At 73.3% G+C, this 25851-nt stretch carries 24 protein-coding genes and 2 pseudogenes; 10 read left to right on the top strand and 16 right to left on the bottom strand.

Annotated elements, in window-relative coordinates:
* Positions 1 to 57 precede the first annotated feature (57 nt).
* The 5 genes from ACGFIG_RS20000 to ACGFIG_RS19980 all read left to right on the top strand — a co-directional run bounded on the left by ACGFIG_RS20000 (position 58) and on the right by ACGFIG_RS19980 (position 5218).
* Positions 58 to 1347 (top strand): adenylosuccinate synthase, encoded by a 1290-nt coding sequence (locus tag ACGFIG_RS20000; protein ID WP_393004895.1) that lies wholly within the window; start codon positions 58 to 60, stop codon positions 1345 to 1347.
* A 176-nt stretch (positions 1348 to 1523) separates the two neighbouring features.
* A complete protein-coding gene (locus ACGFIG_RS19995) occupies positions 1524 to 2441 on the top strand; it encodes a type IV toxin-antitoxin system AbiEi family antitoxin domain-containing protein (protein ID WP_393004893.1) in 918 nt (305 codons plus the stop codon).
* Between the two features lie 106 nt (positions 2442 to 2547).
* The gene (gene purD / locus ACGFIG_RS19990; protein WP_393004891.1) at positions 2548 to 3795 is read left to right on the top strand and encodes a phosphoribosylamine--glycine ligase; all 1248 of its coding nucleotides are present in this window, start codon (positions 2548 to 2550) and stop codon (positions 3793 to 3795) included.
* A gap of 60 nt (positions 3796 to 3855) precedes the next feature.
* Positions 3856 to 4374 carry a SigE family RNA polymerase sigma factor gene (locus ACGFIG_RS19985; RefSeq protein WP_393004889.1) on the top strand — a complete coding sequence of 173 codons (519 nt, stop codon included), beginning with the start codon at positions 3856 to 3858 and terminating at the stop codon, positions 4372 to 4374.
* The gene (locus ACGFIG_RS19980) at positions 4367 to 5218 is read left to right on the top strand and encodes a hypothetical protein (protein WP_393004887.1); all 852 of its coding nucleotides are present in this window, start codon (positions 4367 to 4369) and stop codon (positions 5216 to 5218) included. Before ACGFIG_RS19985 ends, ACGFIG_RS19980 begins: the two co-directional genes overlap by 8 nt.
* 216 nt (positions 5219 to 5434) lie before the next feature.
* Here ACGFIG_RS19980 and ACGFIG_RS19975 read toward each other — a convergent pair.
* The 4 genes and pseudogenes from ACGFIG_RS19975 to ACGFIG_RS19960 form a co-directional block, all read right to left on the bottom strand.
* A pseudogene (locus tag ACGFIG_RS19975) lies at positions 5435 to 6808 on the bottom strand (MFS transporter); the annotation flags it as partial.
* A gap of 55 nt (positions 6809 to 6863) precedes the next feature.
* Positions 6864 to 8429, bottom strand: coding sequence for an AMP-binding protein (locus ACGFIG_RS19970; protein ID WP_393004885.1), 1566 nt, complete (start codon positions 8427 to 8429; stop codon positions 6864 to 6866).
* A gap of 194 nt (positions 8430 to 8623) precedes the next feature.
* The gene (locus ACGFIG_RS19965) at positions 8624 to 9838 is read right to left on the bottom strand and encodes an acyl-CoA dehydrogenase family protein (RefSeq protein WP_393004883.1); all 1215 of its coding nucleotides are present in this window, start codon (positions 9836 to 9838) and stop codon (positions 8624 to 8626) included.
* Position 9839: 1 nt separating this feature from the next.
* Entirely contained in the window at positions 9840 to 10292 is a 453-nt protein-coding gene (locus ACGFIG_RS19960; protein WP_091293767.1) for an SCP2 sterol-binding domain-containing protein, read from the bottom strand.
* A 67-nt stretch (positions 10293 to 10359) separates the two neighbouring features.
* Between ACGFIG_RS19960 and ACGFIG_RS19955 the strand changes: the two genes are divergently transcribed.
* Positions 10360 to 11004 carry a TetR/AcrR family transcriptional regulator gene (locus ACGFIG_RS19955; RefSeq protein WP_393004881.1) on the top strand — a complete coding sequence of 215 codons (645 nt, stop codon included), beginning with the start codon at positions 10360 to 10362 and terminating at the stop codon, positions 11002 to 11004.
* Between the two features lie 28 nt (positions 11005 to 11032).
* Here ACGFIG_RS19955 and ACGFIG_RS19950 read toward each other — a convergent pair whose 3' ends face one another.
* The 7 genes from ACGFIG_RS19950 to ACGFIG_RS19920 all read right to left on the bottom strand — a co-directional run bounded on the left by ACGFIG_RS19950 (position 11033) and on the right by ACGFIG_RS19920 (position 18240).
* Positions 11033 to 11647, bottom strand: a complete 615-nt coding sequence (locus ACGFIG_RS19950) for a DedA family protein (RefSeq protein ID WP_393004879.1) — start codon at positions 11645 to 11647, stop codon at positions 11033 to 11035.
* Between the two features lie 49 nt (positions 11648 to 11696).
* Positions 11697 to 12962, bottom strand: a complete 1266-nt coding sequence (locus ACGFIG_RS19945; RefSeq protein ID WP_393004877.1) for an adenylosuccinate synthetase — start codon at positions 12960 to 12962, stop codon at positions 11697 to 11699.
* 67 nt (positions 12963 to 13029) lie between these two features.
* Positions 13030 to 13989: a hypothetical protein gene (locus tag ACGFIG_RS19940; RefSeq protein ID WP_393004875.1), complete on the bottom strand. Its 960-nt coding sequence runs from the start codon at positions 13987 to 13989 to the stop codon at positions 13030 to 13032.
* A 9-nt stretch (positions 13990 to 13998) separates the two neighbouring features.
* Positions 13999 to 14973 carry a serine/threonine protein kinase gene (locus ACGFIG_RS19935; RefSeq protein WP_393004873.1) on the bottom strand — a complete coding sequence of 325 codons (975 nt, stop codon included), beginning with the start codon at positions 14971 to 14973 and terminating at the stop codon, positions 13999 to 14001.
* Positions 14970 to 15725, bottom strand: a complete 756-nt coding sequence (locus ACGFIG_RS19930) for an NUDIX domain-containing protein (protein WP_393004871.1) — start codon at positions 15723 to 15725, stop codon at positions 14970 to 14972. Before ACGFIG_RS19930 ends, ACGFIG_RS19935 begins: the two co-directional genes overlap by 4 nt.
* A gap of 95 nt (positions 15726 to 15820) precedes the next feature.
* On the bottom strand, positions 15821 to 16645 hold the full coding sequence (locus tag ACGFIG_RS19925; RefSeq protein WP_393005576.1) for a MaoC/PaaZ C-terminal domain-containing protein: 825 nt from the start codon (positions 16643 to 16645) through the stop codon (positions 15821 to 15823).
* A 239-nt stretch (positions 16646 to 16884) separates the two neighbouring features.
* On the bottom strand, positions 16885 to 18240 hold the full coding sequence (locus tag ACGFIG_RS19920) for a 3-oxoacyl-ACP reductase (protein WP_393004869.1): 1356 nt from the start codon (positions 18238 to 18240) through the stop codon (positions 16885 to 16887).
* Positions 18241 to 18295: 55 nt separating this feature from the next.
* Between ACGFIG_RS19920 and ACGFIG_RS19915 the strand changes: the two genes are divergently transcribed.
* The 3 genes from ACGFIG_RS19915 to ACGFIG_RS19905 all read left to right on the top strand — a co-directional run bounded on the left by ACGFIG_RS19915 (position 18296) and on the right by ACGFIG_RS19905 (position 20964).
* Entirely contained in the window at positions 18296 to 19588 is a 1293-nt protein-coding gene (locus tag ACGFIG_RS19915) for an acetyl-CoA C-acetyltransferase (protein ID WP_393004867.1), read from the top strand.
* A gap of 90 nt (positions 19589 to 19678) precedes the next feature.
* Positions 19679 to 20194, top strand: coding sequence for a SigE family RNA polymerase sigma factor (locus ACGFIG_RS19910; RefSeq protein WP_393004865.1), 516 nt, complete (start codon positions 19679 to 19681; stop codon positions 20192 to 20194).
* Positions 20191 to 20964, top strand: a complete 774-nt coding sequence (locus tag ACGFIG_RS19905; RefSeq protein ID WP_393004863.1) for a hypothetical protein — start codon at positions 20191 to 20193, stop codon at positions 20962 to 20964. The genes ACGFIG_RS19910 and ACGFIG_RS19905 overlap by 4 nt, the downstream gene beginning before the upstream one ends.
* A gap of 111 nt (positions 20965 to 21075) precedes the next feature.
* On the opposite strand, the gene ACGFIG_RS19900 is transcribed toward ACGFIG_RS19905, so the two are convergent.
* The 3 genes from ACGFIG_RS19900 to ACGFIG_RS19890 are packed head-to-tail and all read right to left on the bottom strand — an operon-like array spanning position 21076 to position 22603.
* Positions 21076 to 21501 carry a PIN domain nuclease gene (locus ACGFIG_RS19900; RefSeq protein ID WP_393004861.1) on the bottom strand — a complete coding sequence of 142 codons (426 nt, stop codon included), beginning with the start codon at positions 21499 to 21501 and terminating at the stop codon, positions 21076 to 21078.
* Positions 21498 to 21827, bottom strand: coding sequence for a type II toxin-antitoxin system VapB family antitoxin (locus ACGFIG_RS19895; RefSeq protein ID WP_393004859.1), 330 nt, complete (start codon positions 21825 to 21827; stop codon positions 21498 to 21500). The genes ACGFIG_RS19900 and ACGFIG_RS19895 overlap by 4 nt, the downstream gene beginning before the upstream one ends.
* 35 nt (positions 21828 to 21862) lie before the next feature.
* Positions 21863 to 22603 carry an SDR family NAD(P)-dependent oxidoreductase gene (locus ACGFIG_RS19890; protein WP_393004857.1) on the bottom strand — a complete coding sequence of 247 codons (741 nt, stop codon included), beginning with the start codon at positions 22601 to 22603 and terminating at the stop codon, positions 21863 to 21865.
* A gap of 98 nt (positions 22604 to 22701) precedes the next feature.
* On the opposite strand from ACGFIG_RS19890, the gene purB reads away from it, so the two are divergent.
* Positions 22702 to 24126, top strand: coding sequence for an adenylosuccinate lyase (gene purB, locus ACGFIG_RS19885; protein WP_393004856.1), 1425 nt, complete (start codon positions 22702 to 22704; stop codon positions 24124 to 24126).
* 124 nt (positions 24127 to 24250) lie between these two features.
* Here the strand turns inward: purB and ACGFIG_RS19880 are convergent.
* Both ACGFIG_RS19880 and ACGFIG_RS19875 read right to left on the bottom strand, forming a co-directional pair.
* Positions 24251 to 24818 (bottom strand): annotated as a pseudogene (locus ACGFIG_RS19880) (YbjQ family protein).
* A gap of 24 nt (positions 24819 to 24842) precedes the next feature.
* On the bottom strand, positions 24843 to 25526 hold the full coding sequence (locus tag ACGFIG_RS19875) for a S1 family peptidase (protein ID WP_393004854.1): 684 nt from the start codon (positions 25524 to 25526) through the stop codon (positions 24843 to 24845).
* Positions 25527 to 25851 lie beyond the last annotated feature (325 nt).

The raw sequence follows: 25851 nt of genomic DNA, 5'->3' as shown, positions 1-25851 counted from the left end.
ACCCCGGGCTCGCTGACCGGTCGCCACCTGGCACCCGAGCCTTCTGGAGGCGAGAAGATGCCAGCGATCGTGCTCCTCGGTGCCCAGTGGGGCGACGAGGGCAAGGGCAAGGTTACCGACCTGCTGGGTGAGCGGGTCGACTACGTCGTGCGCTACTCCGGCGGCAACAACGCCGGCCACACCGTGATCACCCCGGACGGCCAGAAGTACGCGCTGCACCTGATGCCGTCCGGCGCGCTCTCCCCGAGCGCGATGATCGTCATCGGCAACGGCGTCGTGGTGGACCCGAAGGTGCTGCTGGCCGAGATCGACGGGCTCGCCGAGCGCGGGGTCGACGTCAGCCGGCTGCGGATCTCCGGCGACGCGCACCTGATCATGCCGCACCACCGGGCCCTGGACCGCGTCGTCGAGCGCTACCTCGGCAGCTCCCGGATCGGCACCACCGGCCGGGGCATCGGCCCGGCGTACGGGGACAAGGTCGCCCGGATGGGCATCCGGTTGCAGGACTTGCTCGACCCCGGCATCCTGCGCAAGAAGCTGGAACTGGCGCTGCGCGAGAAGAACCAGCTGCTGTTCAAGGTCTACAACCGCAAGGCGATCGACGTCGAGGAGACCGTCGAGGAATACCTGCGGTACGCGGAGCGGCTCAAGCCGTACATCGCCGAGACCCGGGTCATGCTCTGGGACGCGCTGGACCGTGGCGAGACCGTCCTGCTGGAGGGCGCCCAGGCCACCATGCTCGACATGGACCACGGCACGTACCCCTTCGTGACCTCGTCGAACCCGACGGCCGGCGGGGCCTGCGTGGGCGCCGGCATCCCGCCGACGGCGATCAGCAAGGTGATCGCGGTCAGCAAGGCTTACACGACGCGCGTCGGCAGCGGGCCGTTCCCGACGGAACTCTTCGACGACAACGGCCAGCACCTGCGCAAGATCGGCCACGAGTACGGCACCACCACCGGCCGGGAGCGTCGCTGCGGCTGGTTCGACGCGGTCGTCGCCCGGTACGCCTGCCGCCTCAACGGCGTCACCGACCTGGTGGTCACCAAGCTCGACGTGCTCACCGGCCTGCCGAAGGTGCCGATCTGCGTCGGGTACGAGATCAACGGCGAGCGCTTCGACGACATGCCGATGACCCAGACCGACTTCCACCACGCGACTCCGATCTACGAGGAGCTCGACGGCTGGTGGGAGGACATCACCAAGGCGCGCACCGAGGACGAGCTCCCCGAGAACGCCCGCCGCTACATCGCCCGCATCGAGGAACTCTGCGGCACCAGGGTGAGCGTGGTCGGCGTAGGCCCGGGCCGCGAGGAAAACGTGGTCCGCCACCCCCTCCTCCCCTAACCCACCCCCTCCGGGCCCCCGCCCACTGGCGACTCGCGCGTTGATCAAGAGGTTTGTGTCCCTGTCCGGCCTGGATTCGGACGCAAACCTCTTGATCAACGCGGACCGGTTGGGAACAGGGTGGGAGTTGTCCACAGGGACGGTGCGGAGCGCGGGCGGGCCGTCATCGTGGTGGGGTGAGTGTCGATGTTCTCCGCCGCATCGCCGGTCGCCAGGACGGGGTGGTGACGGCCGCCCAGGCGTTGTCCGCCGGCTTCAGTCGGAGCCAGATCCGGCACCTGTGTCGCTCGGGTCGTTGGCTACGGGTGGCGAGGGGTTGCTTCGTGCCGACCCCCGAGTTGAGCCCGGCCGCGCTCCGCAGAGCCCGCATTCGGGCCGTTGTCGCCAGCCTGGGGCCGGGCTCGGTCGTCGTTCTCGACACCGCAGCCGAGCTGCATCGGATCGCCGGGCTCCGGCCGGCGTCCGCCATCCACGTGTCGCTGCCGCCGAACCGGCCACGACCACAGCGGATCACCGACCCTGACGTCGTGGTGCACCAGCTCACCATCCAACCGCACGCCGTGGGCGAGGTCGCCGGAATGCCCGTGACCACCCCGCTGCGGACGCTGGCCGATGTCATTCTCCGGAAGGACCGTTACTCGGCGGTGTGCGTACTCGACTCCGCGCTGAACCGGCAGGTCGTCACCGAGCCCGACCTGGCTCGGATGCCGGCTCTTCTCGTGGGCCGTAGGGGAGCCGTCGCGGCCCGCCGTCACCTGACTGAGGCCGACGGGCGCGCACAGTCCCCGCTGGAGACCCGGACGAGGCTGCGGTGTGTCGACGGCGGCGTACCGCCCGACGCACTTCAGTTGGAGGTCCGCGACGGGGACGGTTGCCTGCTCGGCATCGGCGACCTCGGTTGGCGGGCGGCGCGGGTGATCGCCGAGGCGGACGGACAGGCACCCCACCGCACGCCCGGGGCGGTCTTCGAGGACCGGACGCGGCAGAACCGGCTGGTCAACGCCGGTTGGCGGATCCTCCGCTTCACCTGGGCCGACACGCTGCGCCCCGACTACATCCCCTACACGGTCAGAGCGGCCCTCCGCCCCGACTGACCCACCCGCTCACGGTGATCAAGAGGTTCTGGTCCGTCCTGGGGCGGAATTGGGACGCAAACTTCATGATCAACGGGGCCGGGGAGGGGGTCAGTAGGATGCGGGTGTGCGCGTACTTCTTCTTGGTGGTGGGGGGCGGGAGCATGCGCTCGCGCTCGGGCTGGCTGCGGATCCGGCCGTCGAGCAGCTGGTCGCGGCGCCCGGTAATCCCGGCATCGCCTCGGTCGCCTCGCTGCGGGCCGTCGATCCGTGCGACCCGGCGGCCGTCGCCGCGTTGGCGGTGGAGAGCGGGGCCGACCTGGTGGTGATCGGGCCGGAGGCGCCGCTGGTGGCGGGCGTCGCCGACGCCGTACGCGCCAAGGGGATCCCCGCCTTCGGGCCGTCCGCGGCGGCGGCCCGGCTGGAGGGCTCGAAGGCGTTCGCCAAGGACGTGATGACCGCCGCCGGCGTGCCGACCGCCCGCGCGTACACCGGCACGGACGCGGAGAGCACCGGCAGGGCGCTGGACGAGTTCGGCGCGCCGTACGTGGTGAAGAACGACGGGCTCGCCGCCGGCAAGGGTGTCGTGGTGACCGACGACCGCGCCGCCGCGCTGCGGCACGCCGAGGAGTGCGGCCGGGTCGTCGTCGAGGAATACCTCGCCGGCCCGGAGGTCTCCCTCTTCGTGGTCACCGACGGCGAGGCGGCGGTGCCGCTGCTGCCCGCGCAGGACTTCAAGCGGGTCGGCGACGGCGACACCGGCCCCAACACCGGCGGCATGGGGGCGTACGCGCCGCTGCCCTGGGTGCCGTCCGGCCTGGTCGACGAGGTCATGCGCGACGTCGTCCACCCCACCCTGGCGGAGATGGCCCGGCGGGGTACGCCGTTCGCGGGCCTGCTCTACGTCGGGCTGGCGATCACCGCCGAGGGCCCCCGGGTGATCGAGTTCAACGCCCGCTTCGGCGACCCCGAGACGCAGGTGGTGCTCGCGCTGCTCGAGACGCCCCTGGCCGGGCTGCTGCACGCCGCCGCGACCGGCACGCTGGCCGGGCACCCGCCCCTGCGCTGGCGCGACGGTGCCGCCGTCACGGTGGTGCTCGCCGCCGACGGCTACCCGGCCGCCCCGCGTACCGGCGACGTGATCACCGGTGCCGAGGAGTCGGGGATCATCCACGCCGGCACCCGCCGGGACGCCGACGGGGCACTTCGCTCCGCCGGTGGTCGGGTCCTGTGCGCCACCGCCACCGGCGCCGACCTGGCCGCCGCCCGCGACGCCGCGTACGCGCTGGTGGGCGGCGTGGAGCTGGCCGGCGCGCACCACCGCACCGACATCGCCTCGGCGGCCGTCGAGGGGCGGATCAGCATTCCGGGCTGACCGGGCAACCTCCCCCCTCCCCGCCTCCGTTTGAGCGGTGAGGCGAGGAGGTGGCGGGATTTGCCTGCCGACATCGAGGGCTACCGCGAGTACGTCGTGGCGCGGCTGGAGCCGCTGCGCCGCACGGCGTACCTGCTCTGCGGCGACTGGCACACGGCCGACGACCTGGTGTCGACGGCACTGGTCAAGCTGCTGCGGCACTGGCGGCGCGTGTCGCGGATGGACAGTCCCGACGCGTACGTCCGGCGCACCCTGCTGCGGGTCTGGCTGGACGAGCGGCGCCGGCCGTGGCGGCGCGAGGCGTCCTGGGCCGAGGTTCCCGACGCCGCCGTCGGTTCCGCGACCGACGGTGCCGCGGAACGGCTGACCGTCCTCGCCCTGCTGGCCGAGCTGCCGCCGCGCCGCCGCGCGGTCCTGGTGCTGCGCTACTTCTGCGACCTCTCGGTGGAGGAGACCGCCCGGGAACTCGGCTGCACCACCGGCACCGTCAAGAGCCAGTCGGCGCGCGCGATCGAGGCGTTGCGGGGCCGCCTCGTGGGCGCGCCGGCCCGAGCCGAGGAGAGCCGTACCGATGGATGAGATCGCCGAGCAGATGCGCAGCGCGGTGGCGTCGCCGCCGCCCACCCGGATCGACGTGGACCGGCTGATCGCCGCCGACCGGCAGCGCCGCCGTCAGCGGGCCTGGGCGGCGGCGGGCACCGGGGTCGCGCTGGTGGCCGCGGTCGCGGTGACACCGGCGCTGCTCGGCGGACCGGCCGCCGGTCCCGGTGGGTTCGCCGCGCCGCCGGCCGGCGCCGGATCCCCGACCGCCGACGCGTCGCTCTGCCCGGTGGCGGAACCGGTGCCGAGTGGGCCGCCGGCGCCCCAGCAGTCGTACGACACGGTGCGCGACCGGCCGACCGAGCGCCCCGACGACGGCGTGGCCCGGCTGACCCTCGTGTTGCGTCCGGCGCTGGGGGCCGTCGTGCCGGCGGGGCTGGCGATCGACGGCACGATCCCCGGCTGCGACTCGGTCCAGTTCACCTACGAGAAGAGCCACTGGCACTACTACGCCCGCGCCCAGCTGACGCGGAGTGGACAGGCCGACAACCTGACGGTGAGTCTGATCCCGACGGCCGCCGACGAGCCCGTCGGGTGCGCCGCCGCTCCCGATCCCGGCTCCTGTACGGGCAGCAGCCGACTGCCGGACGGCGGGACCCTCGCCTATGGCTCGTCCAGGCCCGGTAAGGATGGCTTCGAGCAGCGTTGGGCGCAGGTGCAACGGGCGGACGGCACGACCGTGTTGGTGACGACGGACAACCATCACGTCGACGGCGGTACGGACGGCGCGCCGCCGACGTTCAGGTTCGGCCCACCGCCGGTGCTCACCGTGGCGCAGTTGACCGCCATCGCCACCACGGGCGGGTTTACGCTCTACCCCTGACACCGGGTGCCCCAGCAACCCGGAACCCGGCGGGGCAGCACCGCTGACCGAGGGCCTCAGCGCCCCGCCTGGCCTCAGCACGCCCCGGCCTCAGCACCCACGATCGGGATCTCAGCTCCGGGTGGACATCCGGTGCTGGCCGGGCGGGTCGCCGGCCCGGCTGCCGGCCAGCCCGTCGTGGGGATGCGCGGCTCGGTGTGGGAGGGGAGCGGTGCCCCTGGCGCGGGGCGCGTCCGGGTGCGCCGCCGAGGCGTACTGGCCGTTGAGCGGGACGGGCTCCGCCACCCGGCCCGGCTGCTGGGGGCGGGGCGGGGCGGGCGGGTAGCGGGGTGGCTCGTCCAGCGCCCGCAGCGCCGGCAGCGGTGCGGCGGTCAGCGTCGCCGCCAGCAGCGCCCCGGCCAGCACCAGGAAGGCGGTACGCAGCCCGAGCCACTCCACCAGCGGCCCGGCGAGTAGGTAGCCGGCCGGTCCGGCGGCGTACGCGAACGAGGTCATCACCCCGACCACGCGCCCGCGCAACCGTTCCGGCGTGCGGGTCTGCATCGCGTAGTTGGACAGCGGGTTGACCGGCCCGTACGCGAGACCCATCGCGACGGCGAAGCCGATCATGGCCGGGAACGGCGGCAGGGTGGCCAGCCCGACGAGGGCCACGCCGATGACGACGAGGGAGATCGCCAGCAGGTTACGGCGGCGGATCCGTCGGCCCGCCACGCCGGAGGCGAGCGCCCCGACGACTCCGCCGGCGCTCGTCGCCATCAGGACCGCGCCGAGCCGGGCCGGCTCACCCCGGTCGACGAACCACGCCGGCAGGAGCACGCCCTCGACCGGCAGGTAGAGCGCGGCCAGCACCAGCGTGAGCAGCGCGATGGTCCGCAGCAGCCGGTCCCGCCAGACGAACCGCAGCCCTTCGACGGTGCCGTGCCACAACCCGGCCGGGGGGCGTTCAGGGCGGCCGGCGCCGGGCAGCCGTACGGCCGCGATCATGGCGACGGCCAGCACGAATCCGGCGGCGGTCACCCAGAGCGTCGAGCCGGCGCCGATCGTGGCGATGAGCACGCCGCCGACGCCGGGTCCGATGAGGAACGCGAGTCCCCACACCGCCTCGTGGACCCCGTTGGCCCGTTCGATCCGCCAGCCGGCGGCCTGCGCGGCTTCTGGCAGCAGCGTCTCCCGGGCGGTCAGGCCGGCCGGGTCGAACACCGCGCCGAGCACGGCCAGCGCCACGATCCAGCCGAGGTTCAGCCCGAGCAGCGCGTCGACCACCGGGATCGCGGCGACCGAGACGGCGGAGAGCGTGTCCGAGACCAGCGCCGTACGCCGCCGGCCGAGCAGGTCCACGACGGTGCCGGAGAGGAGGCCGGACAGCAGCAGCGGCAGGGCGGTGGCCGCCGCGACCACGCCGGCGGCGGTGGGGCTGCCGGTGCGTTCCAGCACCAGCCAGGGCAGGGCCACGTTGGCCACCCCGTTGCCGGTGTTGGAGAGCAGCGTCGCCGCCTCGACCAGCAGCAGCGGGGTCCGCCGCGGTCCTGGCTGGCGGTGCCGGGCACGGTGGCGGTGCCGGGCACGGCGACGCGGTCCGGAGCCGATCATGGTTTCGCCAGCCTAGGGGCGGTGGGGCATCCGACCAGTAACGGCCGGGGAACGGTCAGCCGTGGTAGTAGTCGCGCAGCTCGCGGGTCAGCACCTTGCCGGTGGCGTTGCGGGGCAGGTACTTCACGAAGATCACGTCCCGGGGTACGGAGAAGCGGGCCAGGTAGTGCCGGACGTACTCGCGGACCGCCTCCGGGTCGAGCGTCTCGCCGGGGTGCAGGGCGAGGAACGCGGCGAGCCGCTGGCCGTACTGCGGGTCCGGTACGCCGATCACGGCGGCCTCGCGTACCTGCGGCAGCCGGGCGAGCAGCTCCTCCACCTCGGACGGGAAGACGTTCTCCCCGCCCGAGACGATCATGTCGTCGGCCCGGCCGTCGACGAAGAGCAGCCCGCCGGTGTCGACGCGTCCCAGGTCGCCCGTGTCGAGCAGGCCGTTGCGGCTCTCCCGGGTGGCCCCCGAGGTGTAGCCCTCGAAGAGCATCTCGTTGCCGACGAAGATCCGGCCGACCTCACCGGTCGGCACCGGCCCGCCGGCCTCGTCGAGGATCGCCAGCCGGGTGCCGTGCGGCGGACGGCCGGCGGTGGTGGGCGCCGTGCGCAGCTCGGCGGGGCCGGCGATGGAGGCCCAGGAGACCTCCGTGGAGCCGTAGAGGTTGTAGAGCACATCGCCGTAGACGTCCATGAACCTGGTGGCGAGGCCGCCCGGCAGCGCGGAACCGCTGACCGCGACCACCTTCAGCGGGGGACGCGGATCCGGCGGCGGCACCTCCAGCAGCCGTTGCAGCATCACCGGTACGGCGAAGAGCGCGTCGCAGCGATGTGCCGCCAGCGCGGCCAGCGTGGCGGCCGGGTCGAAGCGGCGGTGCAGCACGACCGTTGCCCGCAGGGCGAAGCACACCTGGAGGGCGGCGTACCCCCAGGTGTGGAAGATCGGCGCGGCGATCATGACGGTGTGCCGGGCGTGCAGCGGGATGCGGTCGATGATGGAGACCAGCGGGCCGAGGCCGCTCGGCGTGGGGCGCCGGGCTCCCTTGGGGGTGCCGGTGGTGCCGGAGGTGAGCACGATGATCCGGCCGTCGCGCTCCGGGGGGCGCAGGTCGTCGGCGAGCCCGCCGACGACGAGTTCCTCCCGGGTCCGCTCGTCGACGCGCTGCACCTCGGCGGGGAGGCTGGTGACCCGGTCGGCGAACTCGTCGTCGTGCACCAGCGTCCGCAGCCGCTGCTCCTCGGCCATGGTGGCGAGCTGGGCGGCGGAGAGCCCGGTGTTGACCAGCACCACGTCCGCGCCGAGCAGGATGGCGGCCACGATCGTCTCGACCATGCCGTGGTGGTTGCGGCAGAGCACGCCGATCCGGTCCCCGGCCTGCACCCCGAGGGCCCTGCGCATGCCCCGGGCCAGGCGTTCGGACCGGTCGAAGAACTCGGCGTACGTCAGCCGCGTGCCCTGTTCGTCGATGACGGCCACCCGGTCGGGATCGCGGGCGGCGGCCTGGCGCAGCTCGCCGGCGATGCTCCAGCCCCAGGTGCGCAGCGCCTTGAGCTGGGCGGCGACGCGGACCGGGCTGCCGAGGGCGATGAGCCCGCGTCGGGCCAGGGTGGCGACCAGGAACGGCAGATCCATGACATGGCCTCCTCGTGCGGTTCGCGTGGGTACGGGACGGAACCTCACGCGGGCGAACTGGAGATCAATCAGCGGAGCTGTGCGGGGGTGTGGCTGCGTACGGGCCGGTGCGAGCGGCGGCCCGTCGCTGGGCGGACCGGGGCGTCCGTTCCTCGGGGGCCGGCAGGGGGCACACCCGAGGAACGGACCGTCGGTCAGCGGATCTGGACGCCGGAGATGGCGCGGGAGATGACCAGCCGCTGGATCTCGGAGGTGCCTTCGAAGATGGTGTAGATCTTGGCGTCGCGGTACCAGCGTTCGACCGGGTGGTCCCGGAGGAATCCGGCCCCGCCGAGCAGCTGCACGGCCTTGTCGGTGACGGAGACGGCCACCTCACCGGCCTTCAGCTTGGACATGGAGCCCTCGCCGGCGGTGAAGGGCCGGTTGTTGCGGCCCATCCAGGACGCCCGCCAGACGAGCAGCCGGGCGGCGTCGATCTCCATCTTCATGTCGGCCAGCGCGAACGCGACCGCCTGGTTCTCGATGATCGGGCGCCCGAACTGGACCCGCTCCTTCGCGTAGTCCAGGGCGTACTCGTAGGCGGCCCGGGCCACGCCCAGCGCCTGCGCGCCGACGGTCGGCCGGGAAAGCTCGAAGGTGCGCATCGCCGCCTGTCCCGAGGCGCGCTTGCCGGAGCGGGCCCGGTCGAGGCGTTCGAGCAGGGCGTCCCGGCCGCCGAGCAGGCAGCGCCCCGGCACGCGTACGTCGTCGAGGAAGACGTCCGCGGTGTGCGACGCGCGCAGGCCCAGCTTGCGCAGCTTGCGGGTCGCGCTCAGGCCGGCGGTGCCCGGCGGTACGACGAACGCCGCCTGCCCGCGGGAGCCGAGCGACGGGTCGACCGAGGCGGTGACCACGTGCACCCCGGCGATCCCGCCGTTGGTGGCGTACGCCTTCTGCCCGCGCAGCACCCACTCGTCAGTCGCCTCGTCGTAGACGGCGCGGGTGCGCATCGCGCCGACGTCGGAGCCGGCCTCGGGCTCGGTGGTGCAGAACGCGGCGACGGCCGGTTCGTCGACGGTGCCGAAGCACTGCGGCACCCATTCGACCATCTGGTCGGGGGTGCCGGCGCCGTAGATGGCGGCCACCGCGAGGGAGGTGCCGAAGATGCCCAGCCCGATGCCGGCGTCACCCCAGAAGAGTTCCTCGCTGGCGATCGGGAGGGAGAGGCCGGTGGGGTCGGCCCAGCAGGTGGCGAGGAACTCGAAGCCGTACAGGCCGACCTTCGCCGCCTCCTGGATGATGGGCCAGGGAGTCTCCTCCCGGGCGTCCCACTCGGCTGCGGCCGGGCGCACGACCTCGGCGGCGAAGCCGTGCACCCAGTCGCGCAGATCCCGCTGTTCCTCGTTCAGGTCTAGCGAGAACTCGGCCATGTCAGGCCTTGGGGATGTCGAACAGGTTGGCGATGTTGGCGGCCAGGCCCAGGTCGCCCTTGGCCTTGAGCTTGCCGGTCATGAACATCATGACGGGGTTGGCGCCACCGGAGACGATCTTCAGGAACTCGACCGGGCCCATCGTGAGGCTGAGCTTCGGGTCGTGCTGCGGGGTCTCGTTGACGGTGCAGGCGCCGTCGGCGATGGCCACCTCGTAGGTGTCGGTGCCACCGTCGGGGCGGCCGGTGATGTTCCAGTGGATGACCGCGTTGGTCGAGCCGGCCCGGTCGGCGCGGAAGAGCTGCGGCATCCGGCCGAAGACCTCGCTGAGGATCTTGCCGCGCAGGTCGCCGGACATCACCTCGGCGATCTTGTCGTCCGGGGTGGACTTGACCAGCTGGGCGAACTCCTTGGGGCCGACGTTCGCGAAGTTGGCCGGGTCGAAGTCAGTCATGGGGCTGCACCTTCCGGGAATTGGCTACTCGTGCGTAACCTTACGGGCGAGTAGGTATGCTCGCAAGGTGTCCACCCCGCCCACCTTCAAGCGTCTCCCCCGCGCCGTACGCGAGCAGCAGATGCTCGACGCGGCGGTGAAAGTGTTCTCACGCAGGGGATTCCACGCGGCCAGCATGGACGAGATCGCCGAGGACGCCGGCATCTCCAAGCCCATGGTCTACGCGTATCTCGGCACGAAGGAAGAACTCTTCGTCGCCTGCCTGCACCGGGAGGGCACCCGGATGATGCAGGCCATCGCCGGGGCGGCAGCCCCCGAGTTGCCGGCCGACGAGCGGCTCTGGCGAGGGCTGCGCGCCTTCTTCGGCTTCGTCGGGGCGCACCGCGACGGGTGGGCGGTGCTCTACCGGCAGGCCCGGGGCGAGCAGCCCTTCGCCGGTGAACTGGCGGGCATGCGCGCCCGCCTCGTCGACGTCGTCGCCGGGATGCTCGACCACGCGCTGCGCGCCGAGGGGCGCGAGGTCGGCGAGACCGACCTGGAGGTCGTCGCGTACGCCCTGGTGGGCGCGACCGAGTCGCTGGCCGACTGGCTCGCCGACCACCCGGAGGCGGACCCGGGGAAGACCGCCACCCGGATGATGAACGTCGCCTGGCTGGGCGCCGGCCAGCTCCTCGGCGGCGTCACCTGGCACCCCCCGGCCGCCCCCGGCTGAGTGGCGCCGGTTCCACCCGTCGCCCGGTTCAGCGGTGCCGTGCGCGGCGCCGCCTGCGGTGACGCAGCCAGCGCAGCGCCTCCAGCAGCATCGTCACCGCCAGCGAGAGGCCCAGGCCGGCGAGGATGCCCTTGACCGGGTCGCGCTGGAAGGCCAGCCCGCCGAAGTAGCCGAGCAGGGCGCTGTAGAGCGCCCAGCTCACCGCCGCGACGGCGTCGAAGAGCAGGAACGACCGGAGCGGGTAGCGGACCGCGCCCATGGTGAGGGTCACCGCCGTCCGGCCACCGGGCACGTACCGGGCGGTGGTGAGGATCAGCCCGCCGCGCCGGTGCACCGCCCGCCGGGCCCACTCCGAGCTGGCCCGGCGCCGGCTGCCGTCCGGGAAGCGGGCGAGGCGGTTCGCGCCCCCGCCGCGCCCGATGGCGTACGAGACGTGGTCGCCGACGAAGGCCCCCAGCGCGGCGGTGACGATCACCGCCACGAGGTTGGGGTTGCCCCCGGTGGCGAGCACGGCGGCGGTGATCACGGCCGCCTCACCGGGTACGGCGGGAAAGAACGCGTCGACCGCGGTGAGCCCGAAGATCAGCAGGTACACCCACGGTGAGGTGACCAGCTGCCGGAGCAGGTCGAGCGCGGACTCCATGCCTCCCATGCTCGCGGGGCACGACCCGTCCGGTGGCCGAGTCGCCAGATCACCCGCATCGGGCACCCAGCAGCGGGGCGAGCAGCGGGCCGTGCGACGTCTTGTCGTCGGCCGTGGGGCCGTGCGACGTCAGCACCACGGGCGCCCCCATCTCCGCGTGCACCGCCTCCGCCCAGTCGGGTGGCGCGGCGTCGTACACCGGGCGGGCCCGCAGCAGACGGGCGGTGAGCGCGCCCTGCCGGTCCAGGTCACCGGGCGGACCTGGGACAAGCCGGTCGGTGGTGTCGTAGCGGCGGCAGATCCGCAGCCCCGGGCCGGCGAGGTCGAGGTGGGTCAGCGCCAGGCCGTCGACGCCACCGGCGGCGGCGAGGGCGTACCGGTGGGCGACCGCGTCGAAGTGGCCGAACCGGAAGCGGCCCTGCCAGGGGTTGGTCGGGTTGTGCGGGTCGGCCAGCGGCAGGGTCGGGTCCTCGGTCACCAGCGGGCCGGGCCCGTGCCGGGTGGTGACCACGCGCAGCACCCCGATCCGGGTGGCCGTGCCGGCCTGGCCCGCCTCCGCGAGCAGCCCGTCGACGTTGGCGAAGGTGGTGGTGCTCCACGTCGTGTACGGGTGGAAACCGTGCCACTCGTCGAGCAGCACCCCCTGCGCCCCCTCGAACACGCACGTCCCGGCCCTCAGTGCCCCGGCCAGCCAGCCCCGGCCGACGATCGCCACCCGCCCGGCGAACCCGGCGAACGCGGGCAGGCAGTCGTCGACGGGCGGCGCGTCCAGCGGGCCGAGCTCGGCGGTCAGCCGGTCCCGCAGGGCGGTCAGCCGCCGGCGGAGGAGCGCCGGGTCGCCGCAGTCGGCCACCCGGGGCGCCTCGTCGGGGTGGGCGAGGCCGTAGGCCACGGCCTCACCCACCCCCAGCCCGCAGGAGCCGTGCCGGTCGGCTCCCCGGGCGATCTCCCGCGCCCGGTTGGCGGCCCGGTGGTACGGGGTGGCGAGCAGCGCCTCCCCGTCCACCGTCAGCCGGTCGAGCGCGTCGGGCACCCCGACCGAGGCGAGGTGGTCGGCCTCGGCGGCCAGCGCCAGCGGGTCCACCACCACGTGTCGCGACAGGTGCGTACGGACACCGGGGTGGAACGTGCCGGCACCGAACTGCGCGAACGTGTGGTGCCGCCCGTCGCGCAGCACGACGTTGTGCGCCGCCTGCGCGCCCCCGTTGAAGCGGATCACCGTGTGCACGGGCCGGGTGGCGCAGAGCCAGTCCACGACCGTGCCCTTGCCGGCGTCCCCGTAGCCGAGGTCGACCACCGCGACGTGCCGGTTCACAGGGCCTCCCCGCCGCCGCCGTGACCGCAGCCGCAGCCGGAGCGGCAGTCGATCACCGTCACGTGCCTCACAGTCGGGTCACCTCGCCGCCGGTGTCGCGGAACGCGGGCAGCGTCGACGCCTCGGCGCGCCGCCCACCGCGCAGGCGGGCCAGCGCCTTCGAGACCGTGCCGGTGGCCCCGGAGCCGGCCCGGTCGAGGTCACGCAGGCCCTCGTCCAGGTCGATGGCCTGCTCGCCGAGCCCGACGGTCAGCGCGATGGTCTCGCAGACCGCGTCGAGGTCGTCCAGCACGACGGCGTTCTGCCCGAGCAGGTCGCGCCAGAAGTCGAGCACCTTGGCGTTGCCGGAGTAGTGGCTGCCGGCGGGGAGCAGGTAGTAGGTGTCCCAGCGACGGGTCACCTCGTCGACGATCTGCCGCAGCGGCACGTCCTCGCGCAGGTCGTCGCCGATGACTCGGGTCACCTCGCGGGCCTTCACCTGCGGGTACGCCAGCTCGTCGCCGATGATGAACAGGTAGCCGCGCCGGCCGCGCTTCTCCCAGGAGTCGGTGACGGTGTGCCGGGCCATGAAGTACATGGCCAACTCGTACGACTCGGTCATCTGTCCGCCGCCGCCGCCCTCCAGCACGATCCGGCCGAGGTCGTCGTCCATCCGGTTGTCCGACTCGAACTGGCCGACCTGCAACGGCACCCGGTCGCAGGTGGCGTCGCCGATCGCGCCGAACATGATCTGCGGGTCGCTGGCATAGCCCTGCCGTTGCAGCAGCCCGAGCAGCTGCGGCAGCTTGGTCTGCAGGACGCGCGGCACGTTGCGCATCGAGCCGGTGACGTCGAAGAGCACCGCGATGGGCGTCGACCGGGGGTGCTCGTCGGAGTCGCGGCTCTCCCGCATCGCGTCGCGGGGGTCGAGGGCGGGGTGCACGGTGCGCGCCCCGCTGTCGCTGTACGAGAACGCGCTCTTGCCGGTGCTCCGGCGGTAGCGGTCGGCGGCGTCGTACACGTCGGTGGACCACATTCCACTGCCCATGACAGCTCCTTAGGGGGTGAGGGTGAAGGGTCGGAAGGTGCGGGGGCCGTAGAGCCGTTCCAGCACCTCGTCCAGTTCGCGCAGCAGGCGCCAGGCGTCGGCGGGCCGGGCGGTCAGGGCCCGCTGGCGGCAGCCCCGCGCGAAGGCGTCCAGCTCGCGCGGCGCGCGCGGCCCCATGAGCCAGCTCATGCATCCGCTGGCCATGGCGATGTCGGTGCCCGGCCCGCAGGGCCGCTTCCGGGGGACCTCGTCGGGGTACCACCGCGCGTCGTAGCCGGGCACCAGCGCGGGGATCGTGCCGCCCACGGGGGCGGAGAAGCACCAGTCGACCAGCACCACGCCGTGCGCGTCCGGCTCGATCAGCACGTGCGGCGGCAGGACCGCGCCGTGCACGACGCCCGCCTGGTGGGCCAGGCCGAGCGCCACCAGCAGCCGGCGCCACATCCAGGCCACGTCGCGGGCGTCCACCCCGTCCGGGTACGCGCGCCGCACCTCGGTCAGGTCGTGCAGGCCGGGCGCGGTGGCGAGGACGTTGATCCGCCGTTCGGCGCCGGTCGCCGCGTCCCGGTGCCGGAAGTCCTCGACCAGCCGGGGCACGTACGGCAGGTAGCGCGGGTCGCCGCGCTCGGCGATGGTGCGCAGGGCGTGCGCCTCGCGGGCCATCAGGTCGTTGTCGGTGGGGCGCCGGGGCAGCTTGAGCAGCCGGTCGGCGCCGACGTCGTAGAGGTCGGCCAGGTCGCCGGAGTGGGCCGCCGTGCCGAGTCGGTAGTCGCCGAGGACGGTGACCTGCCGGGCCCGCCAGCGGGTGGTGACCCGGACGAACGCGTCGGTGGCCTCGGCGCGTACCGCGGGGTCGGCGGGCAGGCGGTCGGGGTGCAGGGCCGCGACCAGCTCGCGGTAGCGCCGGGCCGGCTGGTCGGTGCCGAACAGGTCGGCATCGGTGCGGGCCGCCGCGACCAGGCGGACGGCCTCGGCGGTCCTCATCGGACCGTCTCCTCCCGGGCGGGGCGCAGCAGCGCCGGGTGCAGCAGCCGGGCGTCGCCGGCCCGGTAGAGCCGGGCGCGGGGGCCGCCCCGGGCGCCGCCACGCTCGGTGCTGGTGCCCGTGCTCTCGACGAAGCCCGGCACGGAGAGCACCTTGCGGTGGAAGTTGCCGGCGTGCAGCGGATGGCCCCAGACCGTCTCGTAGACGGCGCGCAGCTCGCTGATCGTGAACTCGCCGGCGAGGAAGCGGGTGGCGAGCGGGGTGTATTCCAGCTTGGAGCGGGCCCGCTCCAGCGCGTCGTCGATGATCCGGCCGTGGTCGAAGGCGAGCTGCCGGCTGGTCAGGGCGGTCACCGGCAGCCAGATCGCGTCGTCGGCGTCGCTGCCGGCGGCCGGGTCGGGCAGGTCGGGGGCGAACGCGAGGTGGGCGACGGAGACGACGCGCATCCGCGGGTCGCGGTCGGGGGCGCCGTAGCTGCCCAACTGCTCCAGGTGTACGCGGCGCAGCCCCTCGCCGCCGAGCCCGGTCTCCTCGGCCAGCTCCCGTCGGGCGCCGGCGGCCAGGTCCTCGTCGGGCTGGACGAAGCCGCCGGGCAGCGCCCAGTGCCCCTCGAAGGGCGGCTGCCCGCGCCGGATCAGCAGCAGGTGCAGCGCGCCGTCCCGGATGGTCAGCGCCACCACGTCGACGGTCACGGCGACCGTCGGATAGGCCCCGGGGTCGTACGCGGCCAGGAAGTCCTGCTCGTCAACCATGTCTCTCTCAATCTGAGAACATCTCGTTGTGAGAAGAACTTAGCGCACAAGAACGCCCCTGCCAAGCCCCGGTTCACGGAGTCGGCAGGGGCGCCTCAGCGCACGAGGCCCGCCAGGTGTGGGCGACCGCGCGAGTCGTGCAGGGCGAACCCGCCATCCGGCAGCAGGCTGAAGCTCACCGTGCTCGGCAGCGGCACCGGCAGCTTGAAGGCCACCTCGACCGTGTAGGCGTCCGGCAGCCGGTTCTCCAGCGCGGCCAGGCAGCGGGCCTTGCTCCACATCCCGTGCGCGATCGGCCGGGGGAAGCCGAACAGCCGCGCGCCGAGGCGGGAGGTGTGGATCGGGTTGTGGTCGCCGGAGACCCGCGCGTAGTCCGTACCGACGCGGGGCTCGACCCGCCAGTTGGCCGAACCGGCCGGCGGCGTGGGTCGCCCGGCCTGGTCGCGCCGCCCGCCGCCGCCCCGCTTGCCGTCCCTGCCGAGGTACGTCGAGACACCCCGCCACACCTCCGTCCCGTCGACGGAGCCGACCACCACCACGTCGACCTGCCGCCCCCGGTCGTGCGGGCGCAGGTTCTCGGCGTACGCGCGGAAGTCGAGGGTCTCGTCGGCGGTGACCGGGCGGTGCACGGTGATCCGGTTGCCGACGTGCACCACCCCGGTCAGCGGGATGGGGAACTCCGGCACGGTCATCAGCCGCAGTGCCAACGGGAAGCCCATGACGTGCGGGAACGTCGCGGGCAGCCGGTCGGTGAGCCGGAACCCGCAGACCCGGTCGTAGTCGGCCAGGTGCGTCCGGTCGACGGTGACGCCACCGACGGCCAGCTCGACCGCCGGGACGCCCGCCGACGGCCGCCCACCGCCGAGACCGGGCAACGCGCCGAGCAGCGCCCGCCGGTAGAGCGCCCCGGCCGCCGGCATCCGGGTCAGCTCGACGCGCTCCCGGGTGACGGGCCCGGCGCTCCCAGCCAGGTCCCGCGCCGCCTCGTCGGGCCGGGCGTGCCCCGAGAGGTCGTGCGTCTCCTCGACGCTCGGGTCGGCACCGGGCCGGCGGACCGCGGCCAGCGTCTCCTCCGACAGGGCCTCCGTGGGGCCGTCGATCAACTCGTGCAGGGACAGGTCCTCCGCCGGGCCCTCCGTTGGCTCCTTCCGCCCGGCCATCACGCCCCCAGCAGGCTCTGGCCGCAGACCCGTACGACGTTGCCGCTGACCGCGCCGGAGGCCGGCCACGCCAGCCAGCCGATGGTCTCGGCGACGTCCACGGGCAGCCCACCCTGGGACATGCTGTTCATCCGCCGGCCCGCCTCGCGGACCACCAGCGGGATGCGCGCGGTCAGCCGGGTCTCGATGAAACCGGGGGCGACCGCGTTGACGCTGATCCGCCGCTCGCGCAGGGCGGGGGCGAGCGAGTCGACGAGCCCGATCACGCCCGCCTTGCTGGTGGCGTAGTTGGTCTGGCCCCGGTTGCCGGCGATGCCGGCGATCGAGGAGACCGAGACGATCCGGCCGCCGGCCGGGATCAGCTCCCGTTCCAGCAGCACGTCGTTGATCCGCTCCTGGCTGGAGAGGTTGACGTCGATGACCGAGTCCCACCGGTCGGCGTCCATCCGGCCGAGGGTCTTGTCGCGGGTGATGCCGGCGTTGTGCACGACCACGTCGACCCGTCCGTGCCGCTCCGCCAGGTGCTCGGCGAGCCGCTGCGGGGCGTCGGGGGCGGTCAGGTCGAGCTGGACGGCGGTGCCGCCGATCTCGTTGGCGACCGCCGCCAGTTCGTCCCCGGCCGCCGGGATGTCCAGCGCCACCACCCGGGCGCCGTCGCGGGCCAGCACCCGGGCCAGCGCCGCGCCGATGCCCCGGGCCGCCCCGGTGACCAGCACGACCTGCCCGTCCAGCGGGCGGTCCCAGTCCGCCGGCGGCTCGGCCGTGCCGGCGCCGATCCGGACCACCTGCCCGGAGACGTACGCGGACCGGCCGGAGAGCAGGAACCGCAGGGTCGCCTCCAGGCTGGTCCAGGTGCCGGCGTCGGCGTCCTTCGTGGCGTACACGAGCTGGGCGGTGACGCCCCGGCCGAACTCCTTGCCGATGCTGCGGGTCAGCCCCTCCAGGGCCCGCTGGGCGGTCGCCTCCCGGGGCGATCCGCACTCCTCGGGCGGGGTGCCGAGCACGACGACCCGGCCGCTGGGCAGCACCGACCGGGCGTGCGGGTGGAAGAAGTCGTACAACTGGCGCAGCTCGGTGGAGTCGGTGATGCCGGTGGCGTCGTACACCAGGGCGGCGAAGCGCGCGGTGGACTCCACGGCGCCGGGATCGCCCAGCTCGACCCCGGCGGCGGCCAGGAACCTGCCGGCCGGCTCGGCGAGCCGGCCGCCGGTCGCGGCGCCCAGCAGGACGGGGCCGGGAACGAGGGGGTCGCCGGGGGCGTGCCGGCGCAGTCGCGGCGGGTCGGGCAGCCCGAGGCGCTTGACCAGCGTTCGGCCGGCCCCCGATCGGACGAAGCTCGCGTACCTGTCGGTCATAGGCGTAGCCTACTGGCGAGTAGGTTCAGAGCAAGTCTTTCGAGGAGGCGGGATCGTGCAGAGCATCCGGCGGGTCGCAGTCATCGGCGGCAACCGCATCCCCTTCGCGCGGTCCAACTCGCGGTACGCCAGCGCGTCGAACTCGGACATGCTGGGCGCCGCCCTGGACGGGCTCGTCGCCCGGTTCGGCCTGGCCGGCCAGCGCGTCGGCGAGGTGGTGGCCGGTGCGGTGCTCAAGCACGCGAAGGACTTCAACCTGACCCGCGAGGTGGTGCTCGGCTCGAAGCTCGACCCCCACACCCCCGCGTACGACATCCAGCAGGCCTGCGGCACCGGGCTGGAATCGGCCATCCTGGTCGCCAACAAGATCGCCCTCGGCCAGATCGAGGTGGGCATCGCCGGCGGCGTGGACACCACCTCCGACGCGCCGCTCGCGGTCAACGAGGAGATGCGCCGCACGCTGATCAGGCTCAACAGCGCCCGCACCCTCGGCGAGCGGCTGAAGATCGCCGCGAAGCTGCGCCCCGCCCAGCCGTTCAAGCCGGAGATCCCGCGCAACGCGGAGCCGCGTACCGGGCTGTCGATGGGCGAGCACGCCGCCCGCACGGCGCTGCGCTGGCAGGTCGACCGGCAGGCCCAGGACGAACTGGCCCTGCGCTCGCACCAGCGGCTCGCCGCCGCGTACGACCGGGGGTTCTTCGACGACCTGCTGACGCCCTACCTCGGGCTCACCCGCGATGCGAACCTGCGCCCGGACACCAGCCTGGAGAAGCTCGGCTCGCTGAAGCCCGTCTTCGGCGCGAAGGGCCCCGACGCCGAGGCGGCGACCATGACCGCCGGCAACTCGTCGCCGCTGACCGACGGCGCCTCGACGGTGCTGCTCGCCAGCGAGGAGTGGGCCCGCGAGCACAACCTGCCCGTGCTGGCCTGGTTCTCCTGGTCGGAGACCGCCGCCGTCGACTTCGTGCACGGCGACGAGGGGCTGCTGATGGCCCCCGCCTACGCGGTGCCCCGGATGCTGGCCCGGGCCGGGCTGACCCTCCAGGACTTCGACTTCTACGAGATCCACGAGGCGTTCGCCTCGCAGGTGCTGGCCACCCTGGCCGCCTGGGAGTCGCCGGAGTTCTGCAAGGACCGGCTGGGGCTGGACGCCCCGCTCGGCGCGATCGACCGGGAGAAGCTCAACGTCAACGGCTCCTCGCTGGCCGCCGGGCACCCGTTCGCGGCCACGGGCGGGCGGATCGTGGCGACCCTGGCGAAGCTGCTCGCCGAGAAGGGCGGCGGCCGGGGCCTGATCTCCATCTGTGCCGCCGGCGGCCAGGGCGTGACCGCGATCCTGGAGCGCTGACACGGCAACCTGACCCGCACACGCCGAGCCGGGCAACCTGCCCGGCCCCGCGCTCCGTCCCCTGGGCATGAGGCGACGAAGGCGGAACGCGTGAAGTCGGCCGACGAGGACGAGTACCGGCAGTTCGTCGAGGCCCGGCTGGAACATCTGCGCCGCACGGCGTACCTGCTCTGCCGGGACTGGCACACCGCCGACGACCTCGTCTCCATCACCCTGGGCAAGCTCTACCGGGCCTGGATCCGGGTCCGCGCGGCGGAGAACGTCGACGCGTACGTCCGGCAGGTGCTCACGCGCGCCTGGCTGGACGAGCGACGGCGGCCGTGGCGGCGCGAACGCAGCACCGACGAGGTCCCCGACGACGCCGCGCCGGACACCGCGCCCGACCTGGCCGACCGGGAGCTGCTGCTCGACCTGCTCGGCAAGTTGCCCGAGCGGCGGCGCGCGGTGGTGGTGCTGCGCTTCTACTGCGACCTCTCCGTGGAGGAGACCGCGCAGATCCTCGGCGTCACCACCGGCACGGTGAAGAGCCAGGCCGCCAGAGCACTGGAATCGCTACGCCTGCTGGCCGTGGACCAGCCGGTCCTGAGGGCAGGGAGGTTCGCGTGACGTACCGGGAGATCTTCGACGCGGCGATCGGCGACGCGCCGCCCTCCTCGATCGACGTGGACGGGGTGATCCTGCGGCAGCGCCGGCTGGTCCGCACCCGCCGGCTCGGGGCGTACGCCTCGGCGGCCGGCGGGGTGCTCGCGCTGGTGCTGGGCGCGGGCCTGGTGGTCGACCGTCCGGACATGCAGCCGGCAGCCTCGGCATCCGCCTCGCGCCCCCCACACCGCAAGAGCAACCAGAACCTGCCCACGGAGGCAGCAGAGCGCTACCAGAACGGATTGGCCGCGGCCCTCGGCGCGCGGGCGTCCGGCGTCCGATGGGTACCACTGACTGCGGTGGGTCGCGGCGCACTCCCGACGGCACCGGCCGGCGAGGCACCGGTCGGGGGCGCGTACGAGGACTTCCGCAACGTCGGTTTCTCGGTGCACGCCTACCCGGTCGACCCCGCCGGCGCGTTCAGCAACGAGGTGTCCGCCCTGGCCCTGGCCGAGCCGCAGCCGGGCATGAACCGCGACGTCATGGACTGCGGGAAGCAGGTGGTCGACTCGTGCGGCCTGTCGGCGGGGCCGGACGGCGCGCGCGTCCGGGAGACCGCAGCCGTGCGCGCCCATGGGAGCGGAGACGTGTTGCACTACCGGCGGGTCGACGTCCTGCACCGCGACGGCACCTGGATCAGGATCTCGCTGCACAGCCGTGACGGGCGGTTCGTGCTCACCCCGGAGCAGCTCCGGGAGCTCGCCCTCGATCCGGCCGCCCGCCCCACCTGGTGACCCGGGTCCGTCGAGGACGGGCGGCGTTGCCGGGCAGCCGGTCGCGACCCTCCAGGCGGACAGTCTTTCCGACGGTCTCTGCGTCCCGGGGCATTGAGTCGGCCCCGGGACCTACTTGATCGTGCCTGCCGGGGCGAGCCATCGCACGGGCTGCCCGGTGACCTCGGAGATCTGGTCGAAGTCCCGGTCGTAGTGCAACAGGGAGAGGCCCTGGTACTCGGCCGTCGCCGCGATCAGCAGGTCGACAGCGCCGGCAGACCGGTGGGTACCCCGAGCGGTGAGCTGCTCCTGGATCTCGGCCGCCCGCTCGTAGATCCGGTCCGGCATGCTCACCCAGTTGAACACCGTCCGAAGCCGGTCCCCCAGCCATCTGCGGTCGGCCAGCGAGCGGGCCGAATAGAGGAACTCCAGTTCGACCAGCGGGCAGACCGCAAGCAGGCCGGCCGTGAGTGGCTGCTCCCATCGGGCCTGGGTATCGGGATCACGCAGCAGCCGGACCAGCGCACTGGTGTCGACCAGGTAGTCGGCGAGTCTCACGACCGGTACGTGCTCTTGTCGAGCAGTTCGTCGAAGTCCCCGGCCTGGGCCCGCCCGCTGAGTTCGGCGAGGGCGCGGGCGCGCCGGAGGCGGGCAGCCCCTTCCCGCAGCGCGACATTCACCGTGTCCTTCTTGGTCTTGGTGCCGAAAGCCGCAGCCGCGTCGGCGAGCGCCTCGTCGTCGATGTCCACCAGGATCTTGGTCACTGCGCGCCCCCTATATACCGACAGCTTGTCGAGTATATCCAGCGCCGGGGTGGCCCGGTGCGGGTTGAGGCCGCGCGCCGCAGCCTCGACCCGGCCCCACCGGCGGATGGGCAGATGCACGCCCGCTCGCCCGGGTCTCGCATCCGCCCGCCGGGTCAGGCGGTGGCACCGCCGTCGACGGCGATCGACGCGCCGGTGATGTGCCGGCCGCCCTCGCCCACCAGGTGGCTGACCGTCGCCGCGACGTCCTCCGGCGTGCCGTAGCGCCCGAGGGCGATGTGTGACCGCTGGGCGTCCGCGCTGGCGCTGTCCGCCCGGTTCATGTCGGTGTCGGTGGAACCGGGCAGGACCAGGTTGACGGTGATCCCGCGCGGGCCGAGTTCGCGGGCGAGTGCCCTGGTCAGGCCGTTGACGGCGGTCTTGGTCATGGCATAGACGCTCACCCCGGGGGCCGGTACGCGGCTGGCGAAGCTGCTGCCGATGTTGACGATCCGCCCGCCGTCGCGCATGTGGCGTACCGCCGCCTGGGTGGCCAGGAACACCCCGCGTACGTTGACGGCGATGGCCCGGTCGAGGTCGTCGAGGCCGACCTGCCCGATCGGCCCGGACGAGAACACCCCGGCGTTGTTGACCAGGATGTCCAGCCGCCCCAGCTCGGCGACGGTCCGCTCGACCGCGTCGACGACCGTCGTACCCTCGGCGCTGTCGGCCTGGATCGCCAGGCCGGTGCGGCCGTACGACGTGATGTCGGCGACGACGGCCTTCGCGCTCTCCGCCGCGTTGCGGTAGGTGAACGCGACGTGGGCTCCGTCTTCGGCCAGCCGGCGTGCGACGGCGGCGCCGATACCGCGGCTACCACCGGTGACCAGGGCGACCCTGCCGGTAAGTCTGGACACTCTTCTTCATTCCCGTCAGTCGGCTCAGCAGGGTGATCACCATAGCCAGCCGGTAACCCTGACGATGCGGTGCGGGCGGGTCCGGGAGAATGGGCGCCGTGACGACGATCCCGAACGTGCTCGCCAACCGGTACGCCTCACCCGAACTGGTCGCCCTCTGGTCGCCCGAGGAGAAGATCCGGATGGAGCGGCGGCTCTGGCTCGCCGTGCTCCGGGCCCAGCGGGACCTCGGCGTGCCCGTGCCGGACGGCGTGGTCGAGGCGTACGAGCGGGTGCTCGACCAGGTCGACCTGGCCTCGATCGCGGAGCGGGAGCGGGTCACCCGGCACGACGTGAAGGCCCGGATCGAGGAGTTCAGCGCGCTCGCCGGGCACGAGCACGTGCACAAGGGGATGACCTCCCGGGACCTCACCGAGAACGTCGAGCAGCTCCAGGTGCGCCGCTCGCTGGAGCTGATCCGCGACCGCGTGGTCGCCACGCTGGCCCGACTGTCCCGGCTCGCCGTCGAGCACTCCGACCTGGTCATGACCGGCCGGTCGCACAACGTCGCGGCGCAGGCCACCACGCTGGGCAAGCGCTTCGCGTCGGCGGCCGAGGAACTGCTCATCGCGTACGAGCGGCTCGACGACCTGATCAACTGGTACCCGCTGCGCGGCATCAAGGGCCCGGTGGGCACCGCCGCCGACCAGCTCGACCTCTTCGACGGCGACGCCGACCGGGTGGCGGAGCTGGAACGCCGGGTGGCCGGGCACCTCGGCTTCAGCCGGGTGCTCGACAGCGTCGGGCAGGTCTACCCGCGCTCGATCGACCTGGCGGTGCTCTCCGCGCTGGCCCAGATCGCCGCAGCCCCGTCGTCGCTGGCGACCACGATCCGGCTGATGGTCGGCCAGGAGCTGGCCACCGAGGGCTTCAAGCCGGGCCAGGTGGGCTCCAGCGCGATGCCGCACAAGATGAACACCCGCTCCAGCGAGCGGGTCAACGGCTTCGCGGTGATCATCCGGGGCTACCTGTCGATGGTCGGCGAGCTGGCCGGCGACCAGTGGAACGAGGGGGACGTCTCCTGCTCGGTGGTGCGCCGGGTCGCCCTGCCGGACGCGTTCTTCGCCGCCGACGGGCTGTTCCAGACCTTCCTCACCGTGCTGGACGAGTTCGGCGCGTACCCGGCGGTGGTCAACCGGGAGCTGGAGCGCTTCCTGCCGTTCCTGGCCACCACCAAGCTCCTGGTGGCGGCGATCCGGCGCGGCGTCGGGCGTGAGGTCGCCCACGAGGTGATCAAGGAGCACGCGGTCGCGGTGGCCCTGGCCATGCGAGAGAAGGGCGCCGCCGAGAACGACCTGTTCGACCGTCTCGCGGCGGACGGCCGCCTGGGCCTCACCCGTGGCGAGATCGACGCCCTCGTCGCCGACCGTACGGCCTTCGTCGGCGCCGCCCCGGCCCAGGTCGAAGCGGTGACCCGCCGCATCGCCCCAGTGGTGGAAGCCCACCCCGAGGCAGCCACCTACACCCCACCCCCCATCCTCTAACCCCGCCCCCTCCCGCCCTCTCCCTCTCGGGGCGTCGATCATGAAGTTGTAGTCGCGACACGCCGACGAGGCTGGCAACAACTTCATGATCGACGCTTCCCCGGAGGAGGGCGTCAGAGGTGGGTCAGGAGTCGCGGGTGGGGGTTTCGGCGGCCGTGCGGAGGTTGGGGGCGCTCGCCGGTTCGGCGATGCCACCCGGGGACTCGGCGAAGGCCGGGTCGTGCGCGGTCTCGGCGGCGACCAGCGGCTGGTCGGGCGGCATGACGTCGGGCATCTTGGGCGCCACGATCACGGCCGTGCCGTACGCGCAGATCTCCATCCACATCTCGCCGCAGTCGCGGCTGTCGAAGCGCATCCCCACGACGGCGTTCGCGCCGATACGGCGGGCCTCCTCGCCGAGCCGGGCCACCGAGTCCGTACGCCACCTGGTGAGGTTGTCCGGGGCCATCGGGTCGTACGCGCCACCGCGCAGGTTCTTGACGCCCTCGCGGTACGGGTTGCGCGTCCTGGCCATCGACGACACCACTTCGCCGAGGATCTGGCGGATCTCGTACCCGGGTAGTTGCTCCGTCGTCACGACCAGCACGCCTCCGATGCTGTCAGGGTGCCGGGGCGCCGGATCGGCGGCCTTGTTCACCTGATCGGATGCTGCAAAACGGCGCGGCGCGGACGGCCGGCGCGCTGCCGACCATCCGCGCCTAGCGTGGCGCTAACCGTCAGACACCGGCCGTCTGGGTGATCCAGGCCCGGTTGTACGCGACGCTGCCGTAGTTCTGGATGCTCTGGCCGTCGGCGGTGGAGGCGACGCCGACCTGCGCGCCGTTGTAGAACTGCGGGCCGCCCGAGTCGCCCCGCCAGGCGTTGCCGTCGATCCGGGTGCTCCGGATCGCCTGCCCGCCGTACGCGTCGGTGGCGCTGTTGCTGGTCACCCGGACCGTCGCGGTCTTGAGCTGGGTGGAGGCCGAGCAGCCGCTGTAGCAGGTCATGCCCCAGCCGTAGATCGAGTTGGTGGAGTTGATCGGCGGGTTGCTGTTGGCCAGCGTGACGTACGAGGTGCTGACGGAGCTGGACAGCCGCATCAGCGCCAGGTCGTAGCGGCTGTAGGTGGCGCTGACGGTGCGGGTCTGGCCGCCGGAGGTGCGGTTGACGCTGCCGACCCGGACGGACATCGTGCCGCTGATGCAGTGCCGGGCGGTGAGCACCCACTGCGGCGCGATGATGGTGCCGGAGCAGGTGAACGATCCGTTGCTGAGCACGGCGGCGGCCCACGGGGCCGACGAGACGGTGCCGCCGCCGATGATGGGCTGCGGACCGGCCGGGGCGGCGAGGGCGCCGGAGCTGGCACCGAGCAGGCCGGCCGCTGCGGTGGCCAGGACTGCGATCATGGATCGGATGCGCATGGGGCTCCTTCGGGGACGGGGCCCGGGTTCACCGGGTCGAGCTTTCGGCCGGCGGACGGGGGTGGCCCGCCGCCGGGACGTCCGATCGACGTATGACGATGTACGGTAGGGCCCCTGAGATGTCGTTCACAAGAGATCCATCCGAAGTGATGGATGCGGCGGTATGGCGGGGCGGGTGTCCGGCGGTGCGGCGGACCTCGACCGGCGGCGGCCCCGGGCGGGTGGCGGAGCGGGGCGAAACGGGCTGGTCGGCAACGGATGCGCATCGGGATCGCAACGAACCCGTATCGGTCCCCGGGCGCCCGTGCGAGGAATGTCGAACGCT

The sequence above is a fragment of the Micromonospora sp. NPDC049048 genome, assembly GCF_043197615.1.
In the GTDB taxonomy this organism is placed as follows: domain Bacteria; phylum Actinomycetota; class Actinomycetes; order Mycobacteriales; family Micromonosporaceae; genus Micromonospora.
The sequence above is the reverse complement of the archived record's forward strand: the minus strand, read 5'-3'. Positions and strand labels throughout refer to the sequence as shown.

Bases quoted from the DNA above. Each gene is read 5' to 3' on its own strand.
- ACGFIG_RS19965 (WP_393004883.1), bottom strand. From the start codon at position 9,838: ATGGCCGAGTTCTCGCTAGACCTGAACGAGGAACAGCGGGATCTGCGC.
- ACGFIG_RS19925 (WP_393005576.1), bottom strand. From the start codon at position 16,645: ATGCCGGCGGCCGGGGCGCTCTACCGGCGGGCGCTGCTCGGCGCGTTG.
- ACGFIG_RS19950 (WP_393004879.1), bottom strand. From the start codon at position 11,647: ATGGAGTCCGCGCTCGACCTGCTCCGGCAGCTGGTCACCTCACCGTGG.
- ACGFIG_RS19980 (WP_393004887.1), top strand. From the start codon at position 4,367: ATGGATGAGATCGCCGAGCAGATGCGCAGCGCGGTGGCGTCGCCGCCG.
- ACGFIG_RS19920 (WP_393004869.1), bottom strand. From the start codon at position 18,240: ATGACCGACAGGTACGCGAGCTTCGTCCGATCGGGGGCCGGCCGAACG.
- ACGFIG_RS19930 (WP_393004871.1), bottom strand. From the start codon at position 15,725: ATGGTTGACGAGCAGGACTTCCTGGCCGCGTACGACCCCGGGGCCTAT.
- ACGFIG_RS19875 (WP_393004854.1), bottom strand. From the start codon at position 25,526: ATGCGCATCCGATCCATGATCGCAGTCCTGGCCACCGCAGCGGCCGGC.
- ACGFIG_RS19960 (WP_091293767.1), bottom strand. From the start codon at position 10,292: ATGACTGACTTCGACCCGGCCAACTTCGCGAACGTCGGCCCCAAGGAG.
- ACGFIG_RS19935 (WP_393004873.1), bottom strand. From the start codon at position 14,973: ATGAGGACCGCCGAGGCCGTCCGCCTGGTCGCGGCGGCCCGCACCGAT.
- ACGFIG_RS20000 (WP_393004895.1), top strand. From the start codon at position 58: ATGCCAGCGATCGTGCTCCTCGGTGCCCAGTGGGGCGACGAGGGCAAG.
- ACGFIG_RS19940 (WP_393004875.1), bottom strand. From the start codon at position 13,989: ATGGGCAGTGGAATGTGGTCCACCGACGTGTACGACGCCGCCGACCGC.
- ACGFIG_RS19970 (WP_393004885.1), bottom strand. From the start codon at position 8,429: ATGGATCTGCCGTTCCTGGTCGCCACCCTGGCCCGACGCGGGCTCATC.